This window comes from Sinorhizobium fredii, from assembly GCF_002944405.1.
Lineage (GTDB): Bacteria > Pseudomonadota > Alphaproteobacteria > Rhizobiales > Rhizobiaceae > Sinorhizobium > Sinorhizobium fredii_C.
This window is the reverse complement of record NZ_CP024310.1, coordinates 292,118-314,787: the sequence shown is the minus strand read 5'-3', so window position 1 is coordinate 314,787 and position 22,670 is coordinate 292,118. Positions and strand designations below refer to the sequence as shown.

Below are 22,670 nucleotides of genomic sequence, written 5' to 3'. Positions count from 1 at the left end.
GTGGCCATGCCTTTCAAAGCTGTGCAGTCCAGTCGAAATCCCTAAGATAAAGACCGATCGGGTTAAGGCGGATGACGCCCTCGAAGACGGGAGCCCTTCTTCGTCGCCACGGCAATCTCCGCCGTCTGCGGCCAGCCCCCAAGGTTGATTCAGGGCCGCATTCAACAGCGTGACAGCATTACGATTCCTTTGATCGAGCGCCTCAGATCCGCTACACGTGATTTGCTCCGACCGACTGGGCGATTCGCAGCCGGAGATCCTATCAACGAGGTCGATCAATAATGAACGGAATGCTCAAAGTGAAAATGGCGTCCAACGTCGTGCCGCTTCGAGCACCTGCCCCCGTCGAACCGCAACCGACGATTCCTGCCCGCGCGACGCGTTACCCTGATCTGCGTTACATGGGCTCCAAGTCACGGCTGCTGCCTTGGATTTTCGAAACATTAAATACGATAGACTTTGACAGCGTACTTGATCCGTTTTCTGGGACTGGATGCGTCGGTTATCTTTTCAAGTCCATGGATCGGCGCATTGTCGCTTCGGACTTCATGAACTTTTCGAGCCTCGTCGCGCGTGCCACGATCGCGAATAACAAGGTTCATCTCGATGGAAAGGCGATCCGGCAATTGATTGACGGCACGCCGCCGGCCCATAATTTCATAGAAAAGAATTTCAACGGCGTCTTCTATAAGCAGGAAGACCTGAAGTTTCTCGACAGGGTTTCAGGAAACATCCGCCAGCTGCAGGACCCGTATGAACAGGCGCTGGCTTTTGCCGCATTGTTCCGGTCTTGCCTAAAGCGCCAGCCACGAGGTGTCTTTACTATTTCTGGCGACCTGTCGCATTACGATGATGGGCGCCGCGATCTCCGGCTCTCCATTGAAGAGCACTTTCTCGAGCAGATCGAAGTGTACAACGCTGCTGTTTTCGACAACGGCCGCAAGAACCGGGCGCTTCGCTCGGACATTTTCCAGCTACCTAACGAGAGGGTTGATCTTGTGTATCTTGACCCTCCGTATGTGCCGAGGTCGGACGATAATTGCTACACGAAGCGGTATCACTTCTTGGAAGGGCTCTCCTGCTACTGGCAGGGACTGCCGATCGACGAGAACACCAAAGTCAAGAAAATAGCCAAGCGGTACACGCCATTCAGCTATCGAAGAGAGGCGGTCGAAGCCTTTGACCGCATGTTCGCCCGTTTCTCAAGAAGCAAAATCGCCCTTTCCTACAGCTCGAACGGCTTCCCGGATCTTCAGCAGCTGGTGGAATTAATGGGCAAACATAAAAAAACCGTGGCAGTTTTCGAAAAGCCGCATCGCTACCATTTCGGCACCCACAACAATGTCCAACGCGCCTCGGTCACTGAATACTTGATCGTGGGGCAGTGATGCAGTCGAAGGATCAAACTCTTGATCAAGTCGTGGAAAGCCTCAGTCCGCTTGCTGTCGATTGGATGGACGACAAAGCCGCCGAAGCCATCGCGGCTTTGACGGAACTGCCGAAGAAGCAAGCATACGGCCGCGCAGACATAGAAGCACTTCTGGACGAGGATTTCGAAAGAGGCTTGCTGTGCTGCCGGCTGTTTCTTGCTCTGTCGAAAGACAGCATGGAAGCAGAACTGACGCGTATTCTAGGAAAGGGCGGGATCGGCGTTAAGCGCTACAAGTCCGACCGGGGCGCGTTCGTCACGGCGCTGGAAAGCCTTCAGCTTCGCGAGGCCATGGCAACCACCATCAACTACGAGCCGGTTTGGAGCGACATTCTTGTCGAACGCCTCCGATCCGGCCGTGGCTCTGCCATCCAGGGGCAGAGGCGCGGACGTGGCCTCGAAGATTTCGCAGAGGCGATGGTGAAAGAAGTGTTCGGGGACAACTATGAGACCCGCTGCACGTTCAATGGCGCTGACAACAAGACAGCGAAATGCGATGTCGCTGTACCGGATAGAAATCGACCTCGTATCGTAATAGAAGTAAAGGGATATGGCGCGACCGGCTCAAAGATGACCGACATCATCGGCGACCTCGATGCTATTATCGACGCCATGCGGCGCGATACCTACCTGCTTTTCGTCACCGATGGAATGACTTGGAAAAACCGATTGTCAGATCTGAAGAAGATCGTTGATCGGCAAAATCAGGGAAAGATTACACGGATTTACACGACAAAAATGCGTGATGAACTTCTGCAGGATCTGAAAGACCTCAAAACGATCATTGGGTTGTAACGGCTCCTTAATCCCCCGTGCTTGATGGGAGCAGGACTGCCTGCAAGTCCGCAATCCGGTAGGTGACGGTATTGCAATCGCCATTACAGTTTCGTGACAGTGGCGCTTCCCTCTTGGATCGTCTCGCTGATGGCGCGAAACCTTACAAGGTCGCCGCCGTCGCCCTGGAAAAGCTTGCTGAACAATCTGGGCGCTTCTCGTCAAGGGCGGTACCTACGAGATGCCGGCGACGAAATTTTACCCGGGCATAGAAACAGGAGGTTCCGGCATGTTGTCGCCGGATCAAGCGGCAAGGTGCCGAATGCGTGATGAACCAATGGGCGAAATCCCGATGCCGATCAGACCGCTTCCCCAGTGCGCCACCTTCGCGCCAACCTCCTGCTCCTTCAGCACCGCAATGATCTGCTCCTTCTTCATGCGTCCGTCCTTCAATAGGCCGGACTCTAATCGCCGCTGGATGAAAGTTCAGTTGGTCAATCGGCATCGCGGATCACATCGTGGCCAGCGGTCATGGCCGCGCTAACTAGGCCGGACATATGACTGCACCGCCAGACGGGGATTCGCGCAGTAAGACACCTTGCTAACCGGGCCGTTACACATATGGGGAAGATTTAGACGGCACATTCGGGGGAGTATTGTTCCGGTATCCGCATGCGCTGGATGGGGCATTCGCTGCCCTACCGCGTGTTCGACAAGGACCAGCGGGTGACCCATGCGGCGATCACCGAGAACAAGCGGCTTTCCGATGTGCTGGCCTATATCATAGAGCGCGAGGTCCAGCGGCCGACGCCGGGATCTAAAGCCCAACGGTGCCCCTCACCCGCCAGCGCCAGCGGAGATGCTGAGTGTAGCATTTCTAACTAGCTGGCGGCCCCGCATCTCTAATCAGCTTTGACATCGATAAGCGACTGAAATACAGGGAAAAAGTCGATCTTGAGCTGTGATAATTTCGTTCGGCCGGCTGTCCGGTGGAAGCGTAGCGAGAAGGCACTGGCGCTCGCGCCTTTCTGTATCGCCTCATTCCAAAAGGCTAAGATGAAGTTGCTCAGGAAAATACTCAAAACCCTCTCCCGCTATGCCAACATGGCCGTAGCCCGGCCATGGGAAGTGATAGGACATGAAGGGAATTCTGTTGGAGGCCAACATTTTCAGAATGCGCACACGGGACTGAGCCGACAGTTTGGGATCGGTATCAAAGGCGAATTCCATCAAAGGCTTCTCGAAAAGTAGCACGGGATGATGAGTGAGGTCGCCGCCATAGCACATTGTTTTCCCTGCCGATTCTATTATAAAGCAACTATGGCCTAGTGTGTGGCCGGGAGCGCTAATGGCGTGAATACCCGGAAGAAACTCTCGTTCGTCATTGAAAAAAACGATGCGATCTCGCACGGGTTTGAGGTTGTGGATCGCCGCTTTAACAAGACCGTCGAGCTCGCCTCCAAGTTTTTTCTCGTCGGTCCAGAATTCGTAATCGGTTTGACTGATGTAAACTTGGGCGTTTGGAAACGTTGGTTTTCCATCGTCGCCCCAGATTCCGCCGACGTGGTCCCAATGAGCATGCGAACAGACAACAGCGTCAATATCTTCTAGTGCGATGTTCGCGGCGGCCAGGCAAGATTTGAGGCGGCCAGTTGTCGGGCCAAATTGCTTGAGCGATCCCATCCCTGTGTCGAACAGGATAAGCTTGCCAGAGATGTTCACGACGGGTGCGTTCTGAGCGAGAACGACTTGGTTTATTGGCAAGAAGCTGTGGGTTAGCATCGATCGTATCTCGTCGGCAGGGACGCCGAGGAAGCTTTGTGTCGGATCGCCGAGCGGAAGTGGGCCGTCTGATACGACGGTTACCTGAGCGTCCCCAATCGCAAATCGATAGAAGTCCGGACCTTGTGCCGCGGGAACAGAGCTCGCCTCGGCGGGAGGCATTATGCCGGTCGCACCTAACACGGCTCCACCAAAAGCAGATCCTCCTGCCAACAGTATATTGCGGCGATCGATCTCGAAACGTCCACTACCCATTTCACTCCTCCCAGTTGCAAAAGCGTGTTTGCAGTGCAAGCGCGGATGTACAACGCGCATCCTATTATAAATTTCGGCTTTGACTGCTTCGGCAAGGTATCAAGTAGCAAGTCTAGGACAAATGAATTGCACGCCCATTTCTATGAACATTGCTCAACAGATGAGCTGACTGATCGAGGAGCAGTAATGCATCGGCGAACAGTTGTTGGCTTCCACTAAGGCGAGCGCAATAGTGCGACGAACTGGCCAACCTATCTGCCGGCCAGCGTACCGGCCCAAGTCACAGGAAGCCGATCGAGATCCAGGGCACCGCCGCAACGATCGCAAGCCCGAGAAGCAGGGCGATCATGTAACCCCACAGCGGCTTCATACCTTCCGACGGGTTCACACGGCCGATCGCACACGCGGCATAATATCCGACGCCAAACGGCGGGAGGAAGAGGCCCACTCCCATGGCGAGAATGACGACGATTGAATAGTGCACGTCGTGGATCCCCAATCCCTTGGCGATCGGGAAAACCAGGGGTGCGAACAGAACCACCGCAGGGATTCCTTCCAGGACGCTACCCAGGACGATAAACGCGACGATCGACACGATCATAAAGATCGGCGCTCCTCCGGGAAGACCCGCCATCGTCTGAACCAGACCACGCGAAAAACCCGACTGGGTCAGGCACCAAGCTACAGCCGTTGCCGCCGCGATGATGAAAAGGATGGCTCCGGACAACGCCGCCGTTTCCACCAGCATCGGCCCGACCCGCTTCCAGTCGAAACGACGGTAAATGAGGAGACCTGTCACCAGCGAGTATGCAATGCCGATCGTTGAGACTTCCGTGGCGGTAGCAACGCCTTCGACGACCGCTGTCCGGATGATAAATGGCAGTGCCAAGGCCGGAAGCGCAATGAGAAACGCGCGGAAGATTTCCCTGGCTGGCGGTCGCCGGAAGACCGACATGTCCTCGTTGCGGTAACGCCACCAGACGACAACGCAAAGCATCAATCCGCATACGAATGCTGGCAAAAGGCCGCCTATGAACAGCGCAGAGATCGACACGCTCGTAACCGAACCGATGGTGATCAATACGAGACTCGGCGGGATCGTCTCCGTCTGCGCACCCGTTGCTGCAAGCAGAGCCACGAGATCGCCGGGCTTTGATCCTCTCGCCTTCATCTCCGGGAACAATGCCGGGGCGACAGCAGCCATGTCGGCGGTCTTCGAACCGGATATTCCTGATACCAGATACATCGCCGCTACGAGCACGTAGCACAGGCCGCCTTTGACATGCCCGAGCAAGGACGCCAGGAAGTTCAGCATAGCTTTCGCCATGCCCGTGATCTCCATCAGCATACCGAGGAGGACGAACAGCGGGACGGCGAGCAGGAGAAGATGCGACATTCCCTCATCGAGGCGACCCGCGATTACGCTCATCGGACGGCTGGTACCCAGAGCCACATAACTGATAGCAGCGAGAGCGAACACGAAAGCGATCGGAACGCCGCTCAGTACTCCCAGTCCAATGAAGACAACGAAGAAAAGCACGAGGTTCCAGTTGCCCATCGCCATGATCAATGGCTTTGCCGCGATCGCCAGCCCTACAAGGCATGCGGCTACCAGTACCCCGATCAGGAAATCGCTCAGCTTGATGCGCTGGAGGGCATTGGTCACTCCAAGGATAAGCATCAGGCCAAGTCCAATCGGAAGACCAAACGAACGCCAGGCGACTGAAACTTCCATCGCGGGAGTGACGACCGGAACTTCATGAAGAGCGTAGGTTGCCGCCTTGGGCAAAAGAAGCACACAGACCGCTAGGCAAAAAACGAGTGCAGCCACGTCCAGTATTGCCCTTACAGGCGGCGGCATCGCGTCCGCGATAACGCCCATTCTCATGTGCTGTCCGCGGTGAAAAGCGAGGACCGCGCCCATCATCGATAGCCATAGGAATAGCATGGACGCGAGCTCGTCCGACCAGATGAGCGGCTCGCCCCATGCATAGCGGGCGAAGACGCCCGCGGACAACACGAATACCTCGACGACAACGAGCGCAGCGGCAATCAATTCGATCAGGCGCACGAGGCCTGTTTCAAGTCTTGCCAGGACTGGCCAAGTGCCGACCAAAGGGGGGCTGACATTTTCAGAAGTAGCCATGTCAGCGCCTCAGATCAATTTGCCCGAGGTAGACTCCAGCAAAGCCCAGGCGTCTTCGCCAAAACGCTCCTTCCAATCCGAGTAGAACGATGAAGCTTGGAGCGTCGCCCGGAACTGGGATATGTCGACGTCGAGAAATTCAAGACCTTTGCTCGTCAACTCTGCTTGAAGTTCGGAGTTCAGCTTTTCGACATCGGCGCGTTGCGTGAGGGCCGAGCGATTGATCTCGGTGACGACAATTTCACGCAATTCCTCAGGCAGCACCTCGAAGTTGTCACGATTGGCGAGAAACCAGAAGCCGTCCCACATATGATTGGTCCGGGAAAGGTACTTTTGAACCTCGTACATCTTGGCAAAGTAAATTCCGGCCAGCGGGTTCTCGAGACCGTCTGCGACGCGGGTCTGAAGTGCGGAATATGTTTCGCCCCATGGAATTGATGTCGGTGCAGCCCCGAGAGACTTGAAAAGCGAGGTCCAGAGCGGCGCAGGGGGGACGCGGATCTTGAAGCCCTTAAGGTCTTGGGGGGACTTGATCGGTTTCCCGAGCGAGGTGGTCTGCCGGAAGCCGTTGTCCCACATCTTCTCGAACGCGATCAGGTTCACCTTCTCAAAGGCCGTCCGGATACTCCCTCCGAGCTCACCATCCACCGACTTCCAGACCTGAGCGTAGTCGGAATAGGCAAATCCCACGCCGGTGATAGCCGCCGCCGGGACGAGTGTCGCTGCGATAAGGCCTGTCTGCGCCAGGAAGTCCAAGCCACCTGATCGGAGCTGGCTTAGCATATCCGCGTCGGTGCCAAGTTGGCTCGCGGGAAAAACCTGAATGCTGACGCGGCCGTCTGTTTGCTCGCTGATCTTGTGGGAAGCCTCGGTCATCCGGGTGTTGAGCGGATGGTCAACGGGCATGATGTTGGCAAATTTAAACGAGAACTCAGGCGAACTCGCACGCAGGATGCGCGGTGCCGCAAGCGTGGCGGTTATCGCCAAGGAACTCGTAATAAGGGTACGTCGATTCATCGTGATCATTGGTTCCTCCTCTAACCATGTTGATCTCTGTTTGTGTTTTTAGGGACTTTCAGCGCAGGCGCTCTCCTCGGAAGCGGTACTCAGTATCTTGCTGGCCACTCAAACCTTGGAGTGGTGTCCCTTGGAAGCGAAAGCCTCTCCACTCCACCGCTGGACGCAAAATAGGCGCTTGCGCCAAACCTTCGCAAATGAATTACCTCCGGCCATTGGTGAGTTCAGCTCAGGCAAGTCCGGCGCAATGTGCAATGCTGACAAAGCTTTCCAGGAGGACGCGCCCCGCCACATGAATTCAGGTCACATGTTCTGTGTGCAAACTCTTTTGATGTGGAGGAAGCCGCCATGTTAACCGCTTTGTATGGGAGCATGGCGCTCCCTTTGGAATGTGCCGGCCTATGAAGTGCCAGTATTACGGAGGAGACCGGAAGTGCATCAAGTCCTAGAACCAAAGCCAAGCCTGGCAGACAATCCCGGAAAACCCACTATCGGTTTTATCGGTCTCGGTTCGATGGGATTGCCGATGGCGTCGCACCTCTTGAGGAGCGGCTGCAGGGTCAAGGGTTTTGACATCTCCGAGAGTGCTCGGAGAAGCTTCACCGACGGTGGCGGGACCGCGCACTCGGACGCTACTGAAGCGGCCAGCGACACTGACGTTTTGATGTTGATGGTCGTCAACATCGATCAAGCGCAGCAAGCCCTCTTCGAAAGAGGCGCTCTGGCAAATTCGGCCAAGGGCAGCGTCGTCATCTTGATGTCAACGTGCCCTCCCGGCGACGTCGAACAGCTCGCCGAGGCCGTTACTGCTCGGGGTCATCGGTTTCTAGATGCGCCTGTCTCCGGCGGCGTCGCCGGAGCGCGCGACGCTTCGCTCTCCATCATGGTGGCTGGCGACAAGGAAACGTATGAGATAAACCGCGATCTTTTCGATGTGCTCGGTTCCAAGATATATTATCTCGGAGAGCGGCCCGGCCAAGCGTCGGTTGCCAAGGCGGTCAATCAGTTACTATGCGGCGTACACTTGGCGGCGGCCGCTGAGGCACTGTCGCTCGCCGAAAGGGCTGGCCTTAACACATCGACGGTACTCGAGATCGTGTCCGGCTCAGCGGCTTCCAGCTGGATGCTCAACGATCGTGGCCAGCGTATGCTTCTAAAAGAGCCTGAGGTGACGAGTGCTGTAGACATCTTTGTAAAAGATCTCGGCATAGTGCTTGCCGCTGGCTCCTCTGCCAAGGCCGCACTACCGCTCGCCTCCGTTGCGCATCAGTTTTTCCTTGCCGCGTCTGGGCAGGGCTCCGGCTCGGCAGATGACAGTCAGGTCATTCGCGCGTATCGGGGAATGACCGCCGGCCAGAAGGAGGGAAACAAATGAGTGCCGAGATCAAAAGCAATTACGCGCGACTGTCCGGCATCACCATGCACTACCTGACCGCAGGATCCGGCGAGCCGCTGGTTCTCCTTCACGGGGTGCCGCAGAGTTCGCACGAATGGCGGCACGTGATCCCCTTCCTCGCGGACAAGTACGCGATCATCGCGCCGGACCTGCGGGGCCTCGGCGACACTTCCCGGCCCGCCGATGGGTACGACAAGAAAACGATTGCCGAGGACGTGTGGGAGCTTCTTTCTGAACATCTGAAGATCGATCGCTTCAATCTTGTGGGACACGACTGGGGCGGCCCGGTGGCGTTTGCCCTGGCCGCGCAGCACCGGGGGGCTGTTAGCAAGCTCGCGATCCTGGACGTTACCATTCCTGGCGATGGAGCGGACATGTCGCAAGGCGGCCGCCGTTGGCACCACCCTTTCTTCAGGACGCCGGATTTGCCGGAAGCGATGTTCGGCGGTCGCGAGCATATCTATCTGGAATGGTTGTTTGACAATTACGGCAGCCGGGCAAACGTGCTATCTCAGGAAGACAAGAATGAGTATTTCCGTACCTACCTGAAACCGGGTGGGTTGCGCACACTTCTCGCCTATTATCGCGGCTTTCCCACTGACGTCAAAGACAACGAGTTATTCCTCGAGAGGGATGGCAAGCTCGAAATGCCGGTCCTCGCCCTGGGCGGAGACAGTGGTTTTGGCCGCGGCATGGAGACGATGGAATCAATGCAGCGGGTGGCAAGTGACGTTCGAGGCGGATTGATCCCGGGCTCGGGTCACTGGGTTGCGGAAGAAGCTCCCGAATTCATAGCGAACGAACTCGGGAAATTCTTCGGCTAAACCACTGCCTGACGTCGGGGATGCGCGTCTGATCCACCAGTCGCGCATCACCGACCCTGATTGCGCATAACTCACCTCCCGCCGACGTCGATCTCACTCGCAGAAACCGCGTCGCCAGCCAGGGTCTCTTCGATCCAACGTTTGAACAGAGCGATCTTTGGCGTTCTTGCCCTGGACCGTAAGTACACGAGACTATGGCAATTGATGCTGGGGCCTTCCAGGCCAAACGGCGCAACGAGCCTCCCGCTTTTCAGATCTTGCCGGACGAGTATGAGGCTTTCCAGGCAAACGCCAAGTCCATCCGCGGCCGCATTGATGGACATGAAAGATCTATCGAAACGCAGTCCCCGATCCATGTTGAGCCTCACACCGTGGTCGTCGGCCCAATCCTGCCAGCGATAGAGGTTCACTTCGGAGTGGATGAGCGGAAATCTGGCGAGATCCTGCGGTGAGCGTATTCCGTTTGCGCCCTCGACCAACGATGGGGCGCACAGGACCACTATTGGCTCGGGCGGGAAGGGCTCGACGGCGATGCCAACCTCCACGGGCTGCGTTCCGTAGCGGATGTCTATATCGACGTTGCCGGTCCTGAGCTCGGCCGGGTCACCAGAGGCGTGCAGTCGAAGATCGATCTCCGGATAGCGGGCGCTGAACCGAGCCAAGCGAGGCATGAGCCACTGCGAAGCGAGACTGACAACCGAATGGATGTTCAGAATGTCACTTTTGCCTTTCTTCGTGAAATTGCGTGTGGCGCTCTCGATCCTTCGGAATGAGGCGCTGATTTCTTCGGCATAAGCCCTACCCGCATCGGTAAGCATAATGGAACGCCCCGAGCGATGGAATAATGCAATTCCGAGCTCCGAATCGAGCGCGGCCATTTGATGGCTCACGGCCGAAGGGCTGATACTCAGTTCCTCGGCGGCTTTTCCAAAAGATCCAAGACGTGCGACAGCTTCCAATACCTGCAGCGATCGCAGCGAAGGAAACTCCAACGCGCTCATCACCCTCCTCCCGTTTATACGTGCCTCGTCACGTTTGCCACAGAAGAGGACCGCCACCCCTTATATTCTATGAGAAAATTTAACGCAAATGTTGTCGTGGCTGAGCTGCGTTCACGAATTGCGGGATGGAATTCGCTTGTCCGCATAAGCCTTATTCAACATTTTTCCCTTCGGGACGGCCCCCGCGTCGTTCTTCGCGAAGGGAGGAAAGTATGACTGAACGGGTGATCTCCGTGTCCGGAGCTCCGTACGATGGACATAGCAGAGAGGCTGCACTGGAGAGTGCGGCAATCGTGGGGTTCACTCATTTTGAGCCGGCCTTTATCGTAGGATATACAGAACCCTTCGACGAGACCGCCTTCACACCCTCAGAGATGAACAGTTGGCGCAGCGCGCTTAAAGCTTCGGGACTCTCGTGCCATGCAATGTCGTCGCACATTGACCTCGGTTTCGAGGATTCGGTTGAAGTGTTCACGGGCCGTATGGCGTTCGCGGCAGCTATCGGAGCCAAGCTTATTGCGACCAATGCCGCCGCTCGACAAAGAGAGGCAACATTCCGTCGCAACATCGAGATCATACTGAGAAGAGCAGAAGCCTTCGATATCGTCGTCGGCCTGGAAAACCCGGGAGACGGAAGCGATAGCCTGATCAATACCGCGCGGGACGGCATTTGCCTTGTTGGGGAATTCGCATCGCCCTTTCTAAGGCTAAATTACGACGCTGCAAACACGGCGTCACATAGACCGGACCTGGACGATCCTGCAGGTGATGCGATCCTGGCGCTTCCGGGCTCGGCGCACGCCCATATCAAGGACGTCCGGGAAACCGATGAAGGCTGGTTCTTCTCGGATATCGGCGACGGGAAGGTCGGGTGCGAGCGTCTCCTGGCTGCGATCGCAAAGCTCGATGGCTTCCCCGTCAGCATCGAACTTCCCTTGAGACTGCATCGCAATCGGCAGGCGCAGCCCCTTCGCCGCCAAGATCCCGTGCCGTTGCCAACGATTGAAGACGCGCTGGCTAGATCGCTCAAAGTCGTCCGGCAAGCGCTGAACGACAATCAATGACCGTGTCTGGAGGAGGACGCAGTGCAACGCTTTGTAAACAACCGTGACGAGGTCGTGGAAGATACCGTCAAGGGCTTTGTGAAGGCACACCGAGATATTGTGCGCCTTGCCGAAAATCCACGCGTGGTGACGGCGATCGAGAGGCCCAAGCAGGGAAAAGTTGGCGTCGTAACTGGAGGCGGCTCCGGACACGAGCCCGCCTTTATTGGCTATACCGGCCGCAATATGCTCGATGCCGTCGCCATCGGTGAACTGTTCTCGTCGCCAACGGCCAAGAGCTTTCATGATGCCATACGCGAAGCCAATGGTGGCAACGGCGTCGTTGTCCTCTACGGAAATTATGCTGGAGACAACATGAACGTGAAGATGGCGATGAAACTCGCCGCGAAGGACGGCATTGAGGTTGCCACGGTAGTCGCAAACGACGACGTGTGCTCCGCCCCCGCCGAGGAGCGGGAGAAGCGCCGAGGCGTTGCCGGAGAAATCTTCATGTGGAAGGTCGGTGGAGCGAAAGCGTCGATTGGCGCTAGCCTACACGAGGTTCGTGACGCAGCTCAAAAGGCTATCGACAATTGCCGGTCGGTCGGTGTCGGATTAGGACCCTGCACTCTTCCGGCGGTCGGGCATCCGAACTTCCAGATCAAGCCTGGCACCATTGAAGTCGGTATCGGCCATCACGGCGAACCAGGCGTGCGCGTGGAGGCGCTCAAGAGCGCATCCGAAGTCGCTAAGGATATGTGCCAGATCGTGCTGGATGACCATGATCTCGGCTCCGGGACGGAAGTCGCCGTGCTGGTATCCGGCCTTGGCGCGACGCCGCTGAACGAACTTTACATTCTCTTCGACACAGTCGAGGAGGAGATTTCCCGCCGTGGCCTGAGTATCCACAAAGCGTATGTTGGCAACTACTTCACGTCTCTTGAGATGGTTGGAGCGACTTTGACCGTGATGGCGCTCGATGCCGAACTCAAGGCGCTGCTGGACGTCGAGGTCCGCTGCGCGACAGCACTTTAAGGAGGGAACAATGCAAACATTGAAAAACGCGGCAGCCGGCGACATCGTTCTCTCCATGGCGGGCGCGATTATCGATAACGGTGCCTACCTCAGCGAGATCGACGGCAAGATCGGCGACGGCGACCACGGAATTAATATGGCGAAGGGCTTCGGCCTGGTGGCCGATCGGATACGCGGCAAGGAGCTCTCGCTCGCAGAAGCGCTTGAGACCGTCGGAACAGTGCTGATGACCGAGATCGGCGGATCGATGGGTCCGCTTTACGGCGTTATGTTCACGGAATTTGCCGGGCAGATCCTTGACGTGGAACGGATCAACAACAAGACGTTCAGCCGCATGCTGCATGCTGGCTTGACGGGTATTCAGGCGATCGGTTCGGCCAAAGTCGGCGACAAGACGTTGCTCGACACGTTGGTGCCAGCTATCGAGGCTTTTGACGAAGCGACATCGGAAGGCAGATCCTTCGGTGAAGCGTTGGAACTCCTCGTGGCGGCAGCGGAGGCCGGCCGCGATTCGACAGTGAACCTGATTGCGCGCATCGGACGAGCCAGCCGGCTCGGCGAAAGATCATTTGGCGTCCTGGATGCTGGTGCGACGTCTTGCGCCCTCATCCTTAAGGAGTTGTCTCAGGGAACCCGTGAGAGGCTTCAGTAGTCTCACGGGTTCACCGATCCAGAGTGCCGTTCCGTTCTTGACGTAGAGCGGCATCCGTCGACGTAATCTCCGCATTCAGGAAAACAACGCGTCGGTAATTGACTGATCAGAACTTTAGGCGGTAAGGTATAACCTCATACCACCGAGGAGGGAGTTTATGACTTCGGTTGCGCTGTTCGGGGCTGGTGGGAAAATGGGACGCCGCCTGACGAAAAATCTCAAGGGCTCGCGGTTCGACGTTCGCCACGTCGAAGTGAGCGCCGGCGGCAAGGCTCACCTAGAGAGAGAGCTTGGCATCGGCACCGTTGATGTCGATCAGGCACTCGACAGCGTCGACGTGGTCATATTGGCCGTCCCGGACACGGCGATAGGCAAAGTGGCATCGAGCATTGAGGCGAAACTCCGGCCGGGCACGATGGTGATCGCGCTCGACGCCGCGGCGCCGGCGGCCGGACACCTCCCGGACCGTCCGGACCTCACGTACTTCGTCACTCATCCATGCCACCCTCCGATCTTCAACGACGAGACGGACCCGCACGCGAAGCGCGATTTCTTCGGAGGGGTGGCGGCCAAGCAGCACATAGTCTCCGCGCTGATGCAAGGCCCCGAAGAGCATTATGCTCTTGGGGAAGAGGTGGCCAAAGTGATCTGGGCACCTGTCATGCGATCGCACCGGGTCACGGTTGAACAAATCGCCTTGCTCGAACCCGGCCTGTCGGAAACGGTCTGCGCCTCGCTCCTTGTCGTCATGCGCAAGGCCATGGACGAATGCGTCGCCCGGGGAGTTCCGAAGGAGGCGGCTCGGGATTTCCTGCTCGGCCACCTGAACGTCCTAGGCGCGGTGATTTTCGAGGAAACGCATGGCGTCTTCTCAGACGCGTGCAACAAGGCGATCGAATTCGGCATCCCTGCTCTGATGAAGGACGACTGGAAGAAAGTATTCGAGCCCAAGGAAATCGCGGACAGCATCCGGCGCATCACCTGACGACTTCCTTTTTCGTTCGAAGTCGGAGCCGCGGGATCTATGAGCGCAACCATCATAGAGGTCGCTTTGAACGGACCATGGACCCGTAAGCGCCAGCCCAAGATTCCAGTGGCCGCGGATGAAATCGCCTCGGAGGCAATTGCGTGCAGCAAGGCTGGAGCGTCGCTAGTCCACTTCCATGCCTATGATGTCACCACCGGCGACCAGACAACCGATGTAGCAGTTATCGAGGAAATCATCGCTGGCGTCCGCGACGAGGTCGGCGTCCGGCTCTATCGCGCCATTGCCGGGGCCATTCGGCTGACTCTGGATCGCGGCGCTACGAGCATTTCGCTGCTCCACGCCGATTCTGATTGGGTTGGTCGACCTTGGATCCACAATTGCCAGTCGAGTTTCCGCCAAGATGGCGGACGGTTTCGCGTTGGGAGGACACGTCCGAGAGGGTCAGATTTCGAACGCGGCTCGGAAAGAGGAACCCTCCCCTTAGTGGAGACGACGGCGAAGGCGATCGAAGCTGCCGGGGGAAGAGTGGCTTCAACAGCGGCGGCGCGAAGTATCCTCGCCTAGTCTAATGATCAAAGCATTTTATCTTTCTTGGGAGGAGATAGTGAAGGCATCACACATGCAACCAGATTCGCGGTGATCGGCTGGATTATGCGGCGCATGCCGGCATCCGATGTCTCGACCCGCCGAATTAGCGGATCTCTCCATCCGTTAACATCGATAGTTTGCCGCAGGCCCCGCCGGGGCTGCTCGCGCTTCGTCAGCATGGCATGGTGGCGGACGCCTGAGTGACGGTGGCGGCCAAGCGAATGTCGCCTGCCGAGAAACCGGCCATAACCGTGAACTCGCCACTCTCGATCCGCCAACAGCGCTCTGCGGTATCGAAGAAGGCAAAGGCCCGGGCGTCCAGCGTGAATGTCACCGGCCGACTCTCGCCTCGTTCCAAGGCGACTTTGGCGAATGCCTTCAACTCCTTGACGGGACGGGGCAACGACGCCTCGATATCACCCACATAGATTTGCACCACGGTCGCCCCCGCACGCTCGCCGGTATTGGTCAACTTCAGCGCCACTGTCACTGATCCGGCATCGTCTGGCGTGCCGACCGTCAGATTGGCAATCGCAAAACTCGTATACCCCAGCCCGTGTCCAAACGGGAACAGCGGCTTAGTGCCAGTGCGGTCATAGTGACGATAGCCGACGAAAACGCCCTCGTCGTAGCGCACATGGCCGTCCTTGCCGGGGTAGACTTCGGGATCGTCGGACTGGGTCGGATTATCCAGCCAACGCGCGGGGAAGGACTGCGCCAGCCGGCCCGAGGGTTCGGCCGTGCCCAGCAGCACGTCGGCGATGGCATTGCCGGCCTCCTGTCCGGGATACCAGCATTGCAGCACGGCGCGCGCCCTGGACAACCAAGGCATTTCCACCGGTCCGCCCGTCTGCAGCACGACGACCGTATTCGGATTGGCAGCGATCACTGCCTCTACCAGCCGGTCCTGCAAGCCCGGAAGCGCGATGTCGCGAAGGTCCGACCCCTCGGTATCCCAGTCGCTCGTCCGCCCGACGAAGACGACCGCCCGGTCCGCCTTTGCCGCCACGGCCGCTGCTTCGGAAATCTCCGCTTCGGCCGAAACCTTGCCAATGCCCACGCGAATGGCGGCGATGTAGAGGTTGACATGGTCGTGCCGCACATATTCGGCTACGATCTCGTACGTACGACCAGCCTCGAACGTGATCTCACCCACGACCTCCTCGCAACCCTCTTCGAAGAACGTGGTGCCGCGGATCCAGCAGGTCCAGGCATCGACCACCAGTTCGCCGTCCACATAGACCCGCCCGAGTCCGGCCGAAGTCAGCCCGACGCGATGAATCCCGTCTTCAGCTGCGGTGAACCGTGTGCGCATCCGAGCCGAGAAGTGATGCGGGTCGACCAGGCCGTCCGCAACCGGCGGCAGCCAGACGCCGAGGCTCGACGGCTCTTCGACCACCTTCACCGGGTCACCGAAAAGCTCGCGCCCCTGGAAGAATTCGAATGTGGTGGGATTTTCGATCAGCGGCTCGAACCGGTGGTTGGTGCATCCCTGGGCGTAGTGCAGGTTCGCTTCGCCAATCGCACGAGCCAATCCCTGCCAGGGGCTGACGGTGTAGTGGGGATTGAGCTGTGCCGAGCCGCCGCCCATGATCTGCGCGGCCTTGGCGTTGGGCCCGATCACCGCGACAGTTCCTTGCTGCGGCAGCGGCAAAATCCCGTCGTTCTGCAGCAGCACCGCGCTTTCGGCCCCCGCTCGCCGGATCAGAGCCCGATGTTCCGGACGGTCGTCGGCGCGCTCCGTGAGTTCACGGTGATCGTCGATGGCACCCGTGCGCACCATGAGCGTTAGAATGTTCTGCACGCGGTCTCGAATGGTGTCGACACTCACCTCGCCGGATTCGATGGCTGCCAACAGTTTGTCGCCGCGGTCGCGGCTCGGGCCGGGCATCTCCAGATCCAGCCCCGCATTTACCGTCGGCGCCGTCGAGCGCGAGCCGAACCAATCCGACATGACCACGCCGTCAAAGCCCCAATCGCCGCGCAGTACCTCCGACAGGAGCCAGTGGTTCTCGGCCGTATAGGTGCCATTCAGCTTGTTGTACGACGACATCACCGCCCACGTCTTCGCGCGCTTCACCGCGGCCTCGAATGGCACCAGATACACTTCGCGCAGGGTGCGCTCCTCGATGTCCGAGGAAATGGTCGTCCGCTCTATTTCGGATTCGTTGCCGACAAAATGCTTGACCGTGGCACTGACCTTCTTGGCCTGCATACCTTCGATGAAGCCCACGGCAAGTTCAGCCGTCAGCACAGGATCCTCGGAATAGCATTCGAAGTTCCGCCCATTGGTGACGCTGCGTTGGATGTTTATGGTGGGGGCCAGTGAAACATGGGCTCCCTTGGACTGAACCTCTTCCGCAAGCGCCTCCCCCACCGCTCGCATCAGGGCAGGGTTCCAAGTCGCGCCCAAGGCGATACCGACCGGAAACGCCGCTGCTGACACGCCGCCGATCAGTGAACCCGCACCGCGCGCGCCGTTTGGACCGTCGGTGAGTCGCAATGTGCCGATCCCGAGCCGTTGGATGCATGGAAGAGACCAGAACGAGTCCCCTGAAAGTAGGGAGACTTGCTCGGCCAAGGTCATCTCGTCGAGGAGTGTCTTGACGTCTATCATCTTCTTTTCCTTCTCGTTACTTCAGGCAGCTACGCCGTCTGCCGAGCGCACGATCGCCAACAATGGACTGGGCTGCTCCTCGCGCTGTCCCCCACCAATCGTGGTTTCCTTCAGCACCGACAACCGAACCGAAATTCGCGATCACTGCTCACGACGCAGGCTCGTGAATGCCTTAAGCCAGAAGAGCACCTCGTAGGCGGAGGTGCCATCGGGCCTGCACGGTGGTAACTCGCCAAGCCGTCTCCTGCTACGCTGATGGCGCGACAGAATTGCAGAACCTGCGACGCATGATTCTTTAGCTTCTTGTGCCCGAGCATGACCCTTTGACGGTATGGACGCGGTCTGCGGCCAGCAGATCTTTTCGTAGAGGGTTTGGTCGGGTGATACATGATTTCAGCATTCAGATCATTGAACGTCACTAGTCCATTCTGGCGGAGATTCTCAGTGGCAGGTCACGCTTTGAACTGAAAACCTGCTTTGCAAGATCGACTACGATGCTACGGCCACAGAGAACGCTGGCTCTTCTACGCGCTTGGTGTTTGCTGGCCCGTCGTCCACCTGGAACCTGGACAACATCTCGAAAAGCGAGGCTGCCTCCTTCGCGAGACTGTGGACGGCAGCGGTCGACTCTTCCACCATTGCTGCATTTTGTTGTGTCGCTGATTCAATTTTTTCTACCGAGAAATTGATGTCCTTGAGCCCGTCTGCTTGAACGCGAGAAACTTGAGCAATGGCGTCGACGTTTTGATTAACACTCTGCACCTGAACAACGATTTGTGCCAAGGCATTGCCGGCTTGGTGCACGCGTTGAACCCCATCATTTATATGTAGGTTAGAAACTTCAACCAAGGACTGGATTTCTTTGGCGGCCGCCGCAGACCTTTGTGCCAGGTCTCTGACCTCCTGGGCCACCACCGCAAACCCACGGCCAGTCTCACCAGCGCGAGCCGCCTCAATGCCTGCGTTTAAGGCCAGGAGGTTTGTCTGAGACGCGATCTCATCGATAACGCCGATGATATTGCCTATTTCAACCGAAGACGCCCGAATGTTCGTCATAGCCTCAACAGCATCGCGCATTATCGTGCCTGACCGCTCGACATTCTCTTTGGTTTCATCGACCAGGACCCCTGCTTCGTGTGCTCTATGGCTAGCGTCCACGACCTGCCTTGTCATATCTGCGAGCACCGACGCCGTCCGCTCAACAACTAAAGCTTGCTGCTCCGTCCTCGTCGCGAGTTCGCTCGAGGAAGTACGGATTTCCTCAGCACCTGCAGCAATCGCCTGCGCATTATAGTTCACCTCGGACATCGCATCACGAAGCTGGTTGATCGCTGCATTGAAGTCCAATCTGAGCGGCTCAAGAGCTTCCGTGAAAGGCCGGTTGAGCTGAACGCAAAGGTTGCCTTTCGACAATTCTTTCAAAGCATCGGCAACTTGCTCAACGGCTGAACTAGTCTGTTCGGCAGCCCGCTTGCGCTCTTCCCCGTCCTTCTCTAAACGCTGCCGCTCAGCATCCTGTCGATGATGTTCGGCAATCGCATCGCGCTCAGCTTTCTCTATAATATGGGTCTTGAGGCTGGATATCTGCCTAGCTAACTGGCCGATTTCATCCCTCCGTTGCTCAATTACTCGGTCAATCTGCATGTCGCCGGCAATCATTTGACGAACTGACTGCTGCAACTTCGCCAGAGGCGCTATGATTGAGCGGGTAGTGAGCGCTGCCGCAAATACTCCGAACAAAGCAGCCACACCTAGCGCAGTGAGGGTCAGGGATTTAAACTCGTCAGAAGCCGCTTTGACTTTGCCGCCTACGCCCTGGTTCAATGCCTGCTCGTAGTCGATCAATTTGTTCAGAGCACCAATCCATGCCGTCAACTTGGGTCGTAATTTATTTAAGAGAAGTGGCTTTGCCTGGTCTTTTCTTCCGTCAAGTGTCAGCTTGATAACTTCGGCGATCAGTGGCTCCGCTTCATTCTGAAATGCGGACAGCCCATCAACAAGACGACGCTCAGCGGCAGTGCTGAAGTCATCGGAGTTTACGGCCTTCTGCAACTCCGCGGAGTTCGAGGCATAGGACGCCCGCAGCTTTTTCATCATCGCGATTGTCGTCGCTTGATCTGTATTTGAGTCGGTCAAAACGACGTCCCGCAAGGCCATTGCTCGATCACGCACCGTTCCGAGCATATCAATGCCGTTCCGGTATTTTTGGCTGTTACTCCCATTTATGAGGCTGAGCTTTGCGTTGATTTCATTCACCTGCCTGATTGACGAAAGAGACAGAATTCCCATCGCGAACAACAGCATCCCGAAAGCGATCGACAAACGTATCGCCACGCCAAATTTCCGAATATCTCGCATCATTCCTCCGCCAGCTTGATGTAAACTTTGAACGAGGTGATTTAGCGTCCAGTCCATCTCTGGCTGTCGACGCTTATGAGGAAAACGTGCTGCGCCATGCAGCTTTATCAAAGTGCTGATAGTAGGTATAACCTTATACCTTTAATATGAGTTAAAATGGTCCAACTCAGATATTGCCGATGGCGAACTCCGGACACTTCTGTTGATCAGCAGTGTCCGACAGGTTCGGATTGGCATATCGACGAGCTTGCAAGGTCCTGAGGTCCGACATGTCGATTTACCCCTAAAGGCCTCCTGAACTGGGAAGGCCTCAATACGGCAGGATAAAAGACCCCGCAGGCAAAGGCCTGCGGGGCAAAACGCTCTGTGTGAGACCGGAGGGAGAGCCGGTTCTCATTCGTGTCGCTCACGTGCACAGAGCGTGGGGAACTTTAGTCTATCAATCTCAGCAGCTTTTCGGGCGAGGTCTTGGCATCGCCATAGAGCATTCGGGTGTTGTCCTTGTAGAACAGCGGATTTTCGATGCCCGAGTAACCAGTGCCTTGGCCTCGCTTCGACAACGCCCAACTTTAATTGGACCGCAGATTCAGGGGTCACCGCTACTCTCGCCTTCCTGTTGATGCCGTTCTCTTAAAGCCCCGACGATCACTGCCACCTCCCTACGTTTATATCTCTGTTACCTGCTCGACGGCTCGAGTTGGATGAATGCATGTGCTCACCCCGAGTTGATCTCAACTAACTGCTCGAACTCGGCACGCCCGGATGATACTTGCTGTCTAGGTCGTTGATCGCCCTGACATTGCCCGCAGACTGGCCGCCTTCGTCGAACGTCTTGCCCAGAAACGTGTCTGCGATCGACTTAGCGTGCTCCGGTCCGATAACACGGGCACCCATGGTGATGATCTGCGCGTTGTTCGAAAGGGCAGCACGCTCGGCGGAATAGGTGTCGTGTGTCAGGGCCGCACGGATGCCCGGAACCTTGTTCGCTGCGATACAGACGCTGATTCCGGTTCCGCAAACGAGAATGGCCTTGTCGTATGTGCCGTCGAGCACGCCGGAGGCGACGCGCTCCGACAGATTGGCGTAAAAGGGATCGGGACCCGCCTCGGTTCGGGAGACTTCGTAGACGTCAAAGCGATCTTTCAGGTGTTCGGCCAAAAGCTTGGCGAGACCTTCGCCTGCGCTGTCTCCTGCAATGGCAACCTTCATGTGTTTCTCCTCAGAGTTTGGCGGCGCATTTCGCAAGGATGTCGAGGTACCCCTCGACGCTCCATGCCGAACGGCCGATGAACAGCCCGTCGACGTGCGGGCTCGAAATCAGCTCTTCGCAGTTCTGCGGATTGACCGACCCGCCGTAGAGGCAGGGGATCTTTCGACCGACCACCTCTTCGGCGACGGCGATAATTTCCGCCTGACGCGCATCGGCGTACTCGGCGGTTGCCGGGATGCCCTTCTCGCCGATGGCCCAGACGGGCTCATAGGCAAGGAGGACCTCGGCCTCTTTCTGCCCAGCGGTCAATGTCGAGAGCGCGCCGCGCACCTGGGCAGCCAGGATTTCCGGTGCGTTACCGCTGTCGCGGTCTCTCAGCGTCTCACCTATGCAGATCAGCGGAATAAGACCGTGCCGGACGGCGGCTTCGGTCTTCAAGCCCACCGTTTCGTCGGTCTCCCCGAAGTGTTCACGCCGCTCCGAGTGGCCGAGTTCGACCAGATCGATATTGCAGTCCTTCAGCATCAGCGGTGAGACTTCGCCCGTCCACGCGCCCTGGTCGGCCCAGTGCATGTTCTGCGCGCCGACCTTGACGGAGGTTTGGGCGAGCATCGCCTTGACCTCGCGAAGGACGGTGAAAGCGGGAATGACGAAGCGCTGGATGCGCCGATCACGCGTCGCGTCTGCGTCCTTGAGGCTCCGCACAAAATGCTCGGCCTCGGAAAGCGTCTTGTTCATCTTCCAGCTGGTGCCAATCCAGAAGCGCGATTTGCCGGTCATGTCGGATCCGTCGATGCAATGGTGAGCTTGATGCCCGCCCGTTCAAATTCGTCCAGGGCAGCAGCACCAGGCGCGCGATCGGTGATGACCGCGTCGAACTCAGCTACGTCTGCCAGGACGTTCAAGGCGGTGTGGCCGAACCGCTGATGGTTGACCAAGAGGCAGGCCCTGACCGACGACGAAATCATCGCGCGCTTCGCACGCACGACATTGTCGTCCATGTGATAGGCGATCCTGCCGCTCATGGCGGGGGTTGAAATGAAGGCGATGTCCGCCCTCAGCCGCGAAAGCGCATCCTCGGTGACGATGCCGAGATAAGCGTTGAATTTTGCCGAATACATGCCGCCGAGTCCGATCAGCGTGATGCCGGCCTCGCTTTTCAGCCGTTCCATGATCTCCGCGTTGTTGGTGATCAGGGTGAGCGGCCGCTTCTGCGGCAGCATCGCGCCGAGCACGGCTGCCATCGAGCCGTCGTTGACCATTACCGTCATACCCGGCTCGACCAGCTTCAAAGCGGCCTGCGCCATCGCGATCTTGGCCGCGTTGTCTTGGCGCGCGCGAATTCGGAAGTCGCTTTCGAACCGCGTTCCGGCGTCGATCGTTGCACCGCCGCGGACCTTGCGCAGGACGCCTTCCTGCTCGAGATCGTCGAGATCACGATGGATCGTCATCTTAGACACCGCAAAATGATCGGCAAGCTCGTCGAGATCGACGGTCTTGTTCTCGACCAGCATCTCGATGATTTGCTGCCTGCGCTCATCCCGCTTCATCAACG

At 57.6% G+C, this 22,670-nt stretch carries 19 protein-coding genes and 3 pseudogenes; 10 read left to right on the top strand and 12 right to left on the bottom strand.

Features of this window, described 5'->3' with window-relative positions:
- Positions 1-13: 13 nt before the first annotated feature.
- A pseudogene (locus NXT3_RS25105) lies at positions 14-91 on the bottom strand (conjugal transfer protein TrbF); the annotation flags it as partial.
- A gap of 190 nt (positions 92-281) precedes the next feature.
- Here NXT3_RS25105 and NXT3_RS25100 point away from each other — a divergent pair.
- Complete coding sequence (locus tag NXT3_RS25100; RefSeq protein ID WP_234828242.1) at positions 282-1,388, top strand: DNA adenine methylase; 1,107 nt, start codon at positions 282-284, stop codon at positions 1,386-1,388.
- Positions 1,388-2,224 (top strand): DpnII family type II restriction endonuclease, encoded by an 837-nt coding sequence (locus NXT3_RS25095; protein WP_104840896.1) that lies wholly within the window; start codon positions 1,388-1,390, stop codon positions 2,222-2,224. Before NXT3_RS25100 ends, NXT3_RS25095 begins: the two co-directional genes overlap by 1 nt.
- A 282-nt stretch (positions 2,225-2,506) precedes the next feature.
- On the opposite strand, the gene NXT3_RS33010 is transcribed toward NXT3_RS25095, so the two are convergent.
- Complete coding sequence (locus NXT3_RS33010) at positions 2,507-2,641, bottom strand: hypothetical protein (RefSeq protein WP_272939873.1); 135 nt, start codon at positions 2,639-2,641, stop codon at positions 2,507-2,509.
- Positions 2,642-2,857: 216 nt separating this feature from the next.
- Here NXT3_RS33010 and NXT3_RS25090 point away from each other — a divergent pair.
- Positions 2,858-3,028, top strand: a pseudogene (locus tag NXT3_RS25090) (ISNCY family transposase); the annotation flags it as partial.
- 213 nt (positions 3,029-3,241) lie between these two features.
- On the opposite strand, the gene NXT3_RS25085 reads toward NXT3_RS25090, so the two are convergent.
- The 3 genes from NXT3_RS25085 to NXT3_RS25075 form a co-directional block, all read right to left on the bottom strand.
- Positions 3,242-4,240, bottom strand: a complete 999-nt coding sequence (locus NXT3_RS25085) for an MBL fold metallo-hydrolase (RefSeq protein WP_104840895.1) — start codon at positions 4,238-4,240, stop codon at positions 3,242-3,244.
- Between the two features lie 280 nt (positions 4,241-4,520).
- Positions 4,521-6,386: a TRAP transporter large permease gene (locus tag NXT3_RS25080; RefSeq protein WP_104840894.1), complete on the bottom strand. Its 1,866-nt coding sequence runs from the start codon at positions 6,384-6,386 to the stop codon at positions 4,521-4,523.
- 9 nt (positions 6,387-6,395) lie between these two features.
- Positions 6,396-7,412 (bottom strand): TRAP transporter substrate-binding protein, encoded by a 1,017-nt coding sequence (locus NXT3_RS25075; RefSeq protein WP_104840893.1) that lies wholly within the window; start codon positions 7,410-7,412, stop codon positions 6,396-6,398.
- A gap of 397 nt (positions 7,413-7,809) precedes the next feature.
- Here NXT3_RS25075 and NXT3_RS25070 point away from each other — a divergent pair, with 397 nt between their 5' ends.
- Both NXT3_RS25070 and NXT3_RS25065 read left to right on the top strand, forming a co-directional pair.
- Positions 7,810-8,778, top strand: coding sequence for an NAD(P)-dependent oxidoreductase (locus NXT3_RS25070; RefSeq protein WP_104841397.1), 969 nt, complete (start codon positions 7,810-7,812; stop codon positions 8,776-8,778).
- Positions 8,775-9,623, top strand: coding sequence for an alpha/beta fold hydrolase (locus tag NXT3_RS25065; protein WP_104840892.1), 849 nt, complete (start codon positions 8,775-8,777; stop codon positions 9,621-9,623). Before NXT3_RS25070 ends, NXT3_RS25065 begins: the two co-directional genes overlap by 4 nt.
- Positions 9,624-9,694: 71 nt before the next feature.
- Here the strand turns inward: NXT3_RS25065 and NXT3_RS25060 are convergent, their stop codons facing one another.
- On the bottom strand, positions 9,695-10,624 hold the full coding sequence (locus tag NXT3_RS25060) for a LysR substrate-binding domain-containing protein (protein ID WP_004130046.1): 930 nt from the start codon (positions 10,622-10,624) through the stop codon (positions 9,695-9,697).
- Positions 10,625-10,836: 212 nt separating this feature from the next.
- On the opposite strand from NXT3_RS25060, the gene NXT3_RS25055 reads away from it, so the two are divergent.
- The 5 genes from NXT3_RS25055 (at position 10,837) to NXT3_RS32175 (ending at position 14,906) form a co-directional block, all read left to right on the top strand.
- The gene (locus NXT3_RS25055) at positions 10,837-11,688 is read left to right on the top strand and encodes a sugar phosphate isomerase/epimerase family protein (RefSeq protein ID WP_104840891.1); all 852 of its coding nucleotides are present in this window, start codon (positions 10,837-10,839) and stop codon (positions 11,686-11,688) included.
- A gap of 21 nt (positions 11,689-11,709) precedes the next feature.
- Complete coding sequence (locus tag NXT3_RS25050) at positions 11,710-12,702, top strand: dihydroxyacetone kinase subunit DhaK (protein WP_104840890.1); 993 nt, start codon at positions 11,710-11,712, stop codon at positions 12,700-12,702.
- Positions 12,703-12,712: 10 nt separating this feature from the next.
- A complete protein-coding gene (dhaL, locus tag NXT3_RS25045) occupies positions 12,713-13,354 on the top strand; it encodes a dihydroxyacetone kinase subunit DhaL (protein ID WP_104840889.1) in 642 nt (213 codons plus the stop codon).
- Positions 13,355-13,511: 157 nt separating this feature from the next.
- A complete protein-coding gene (locus tag NXT3_RS25040) occupies positions 13,512-14,339 on the top strand; it encodes a phosphogluconate dehydrogenase C-terminal domain-containing protein (protein WP_104840888.1) in 828 nt (275 codons plus the stop codon).
- Positions 14,340-14,378: 39 nt separating this feature from the next.
- Positions 14,379-14,906: a 3-keto-5-aminohexanoate cleavage protein gene (locus tag NXT3_RS32175; RefSeq protein ID WP_199773447.1), complete on the top strand. Its 528-nt coding sequence runs from the start codon at positions 14,379-14,381 to the stop codon at positions 14,904-14,906.
- 196 nt (positions 14,907-15,102) lie between these two features.
- On the opposite strand, the gene NXT3_RS25030 is transcribed toward NXT3_RS32175, so the two are convergent.
- The 6 genes and pseudogenes from NXT3_RS25030 to NXT3_RS25005 form a co-directional block, all read right to left on the bottom strand.
- Positions 15,103-17,547, bottom strand: a complete 2,445-nt coding sequence (locus NXT3_RS25030) for a beta-glucosidase (protein ID WP_104840887.1) — start codon at positions 17,545-17,547, stop codon at positions 15,103-15,105.
- Positions 17,548-18,036: 489 nt separating this feature from the next.
- Positions 18,037-19,962: a methyl-accepting chemotaxis protein gene (locus NXT3_RS25025; protein WP_234828241.1), complete on the bottom strand. Its 1,926-nt coding sequence runs from the start codon at positions 19,960-19,962 to the stop codon at positions 18,037-18,039.
- Between the two features lie 374 nt (positions 19,963-20,336).
- Positions 20,337-20,465 (bottom strand): annotated as a pseudogene (locus NXT3_RS25020) (NAD(P)(+) transhydrogenase (Re/Si-specific) subunit beta); the annotation flags it as partial.
- Positions 20,466-20,640: 175 nt separating this feature from the next.
- Positions 20,641-21,114: a D-erythrulose-4-phosphate isomerase gene (locus NXT3_RS25015; RefSeq protein ID WP_104840886.1), complete on the bottom strand. Its 474-nt coding sequence runs from the start codon at positions 21,112-21,114 to the stop codon at positions 20,641-20,643.
- Between the two features lie 10 nt (positions 21,115-21,124).
- Positions 21,125-21,895: a triose-phosphate isomerase gene (locus tag NXT3_RS25010; RefSeq protein WP_104840885.1), complete on the bottom strand. Its 771-nt coding sequence runs from the start codon at positions 21,893-21,895 to the stop codon at positions 21,125-21,127.
- Positions 21,892-22,665, bottom strand: coding sequence for a DeoR/GlpR family DNA-binding transcription regulator (locus tag NXT3_RS25005; RefSeq protein ID WP_104840884.1), 774 nt, complete (start codon positions 22,663-22,665; stop codon positions 21,892-21,894). Before NXT3_RS25005 ends, NXT3_RS25010 begins: the two co-directional genes overlap by 4 nt.
- Positions 22,666-22,670: the final 5 nt, after the last annotated feature.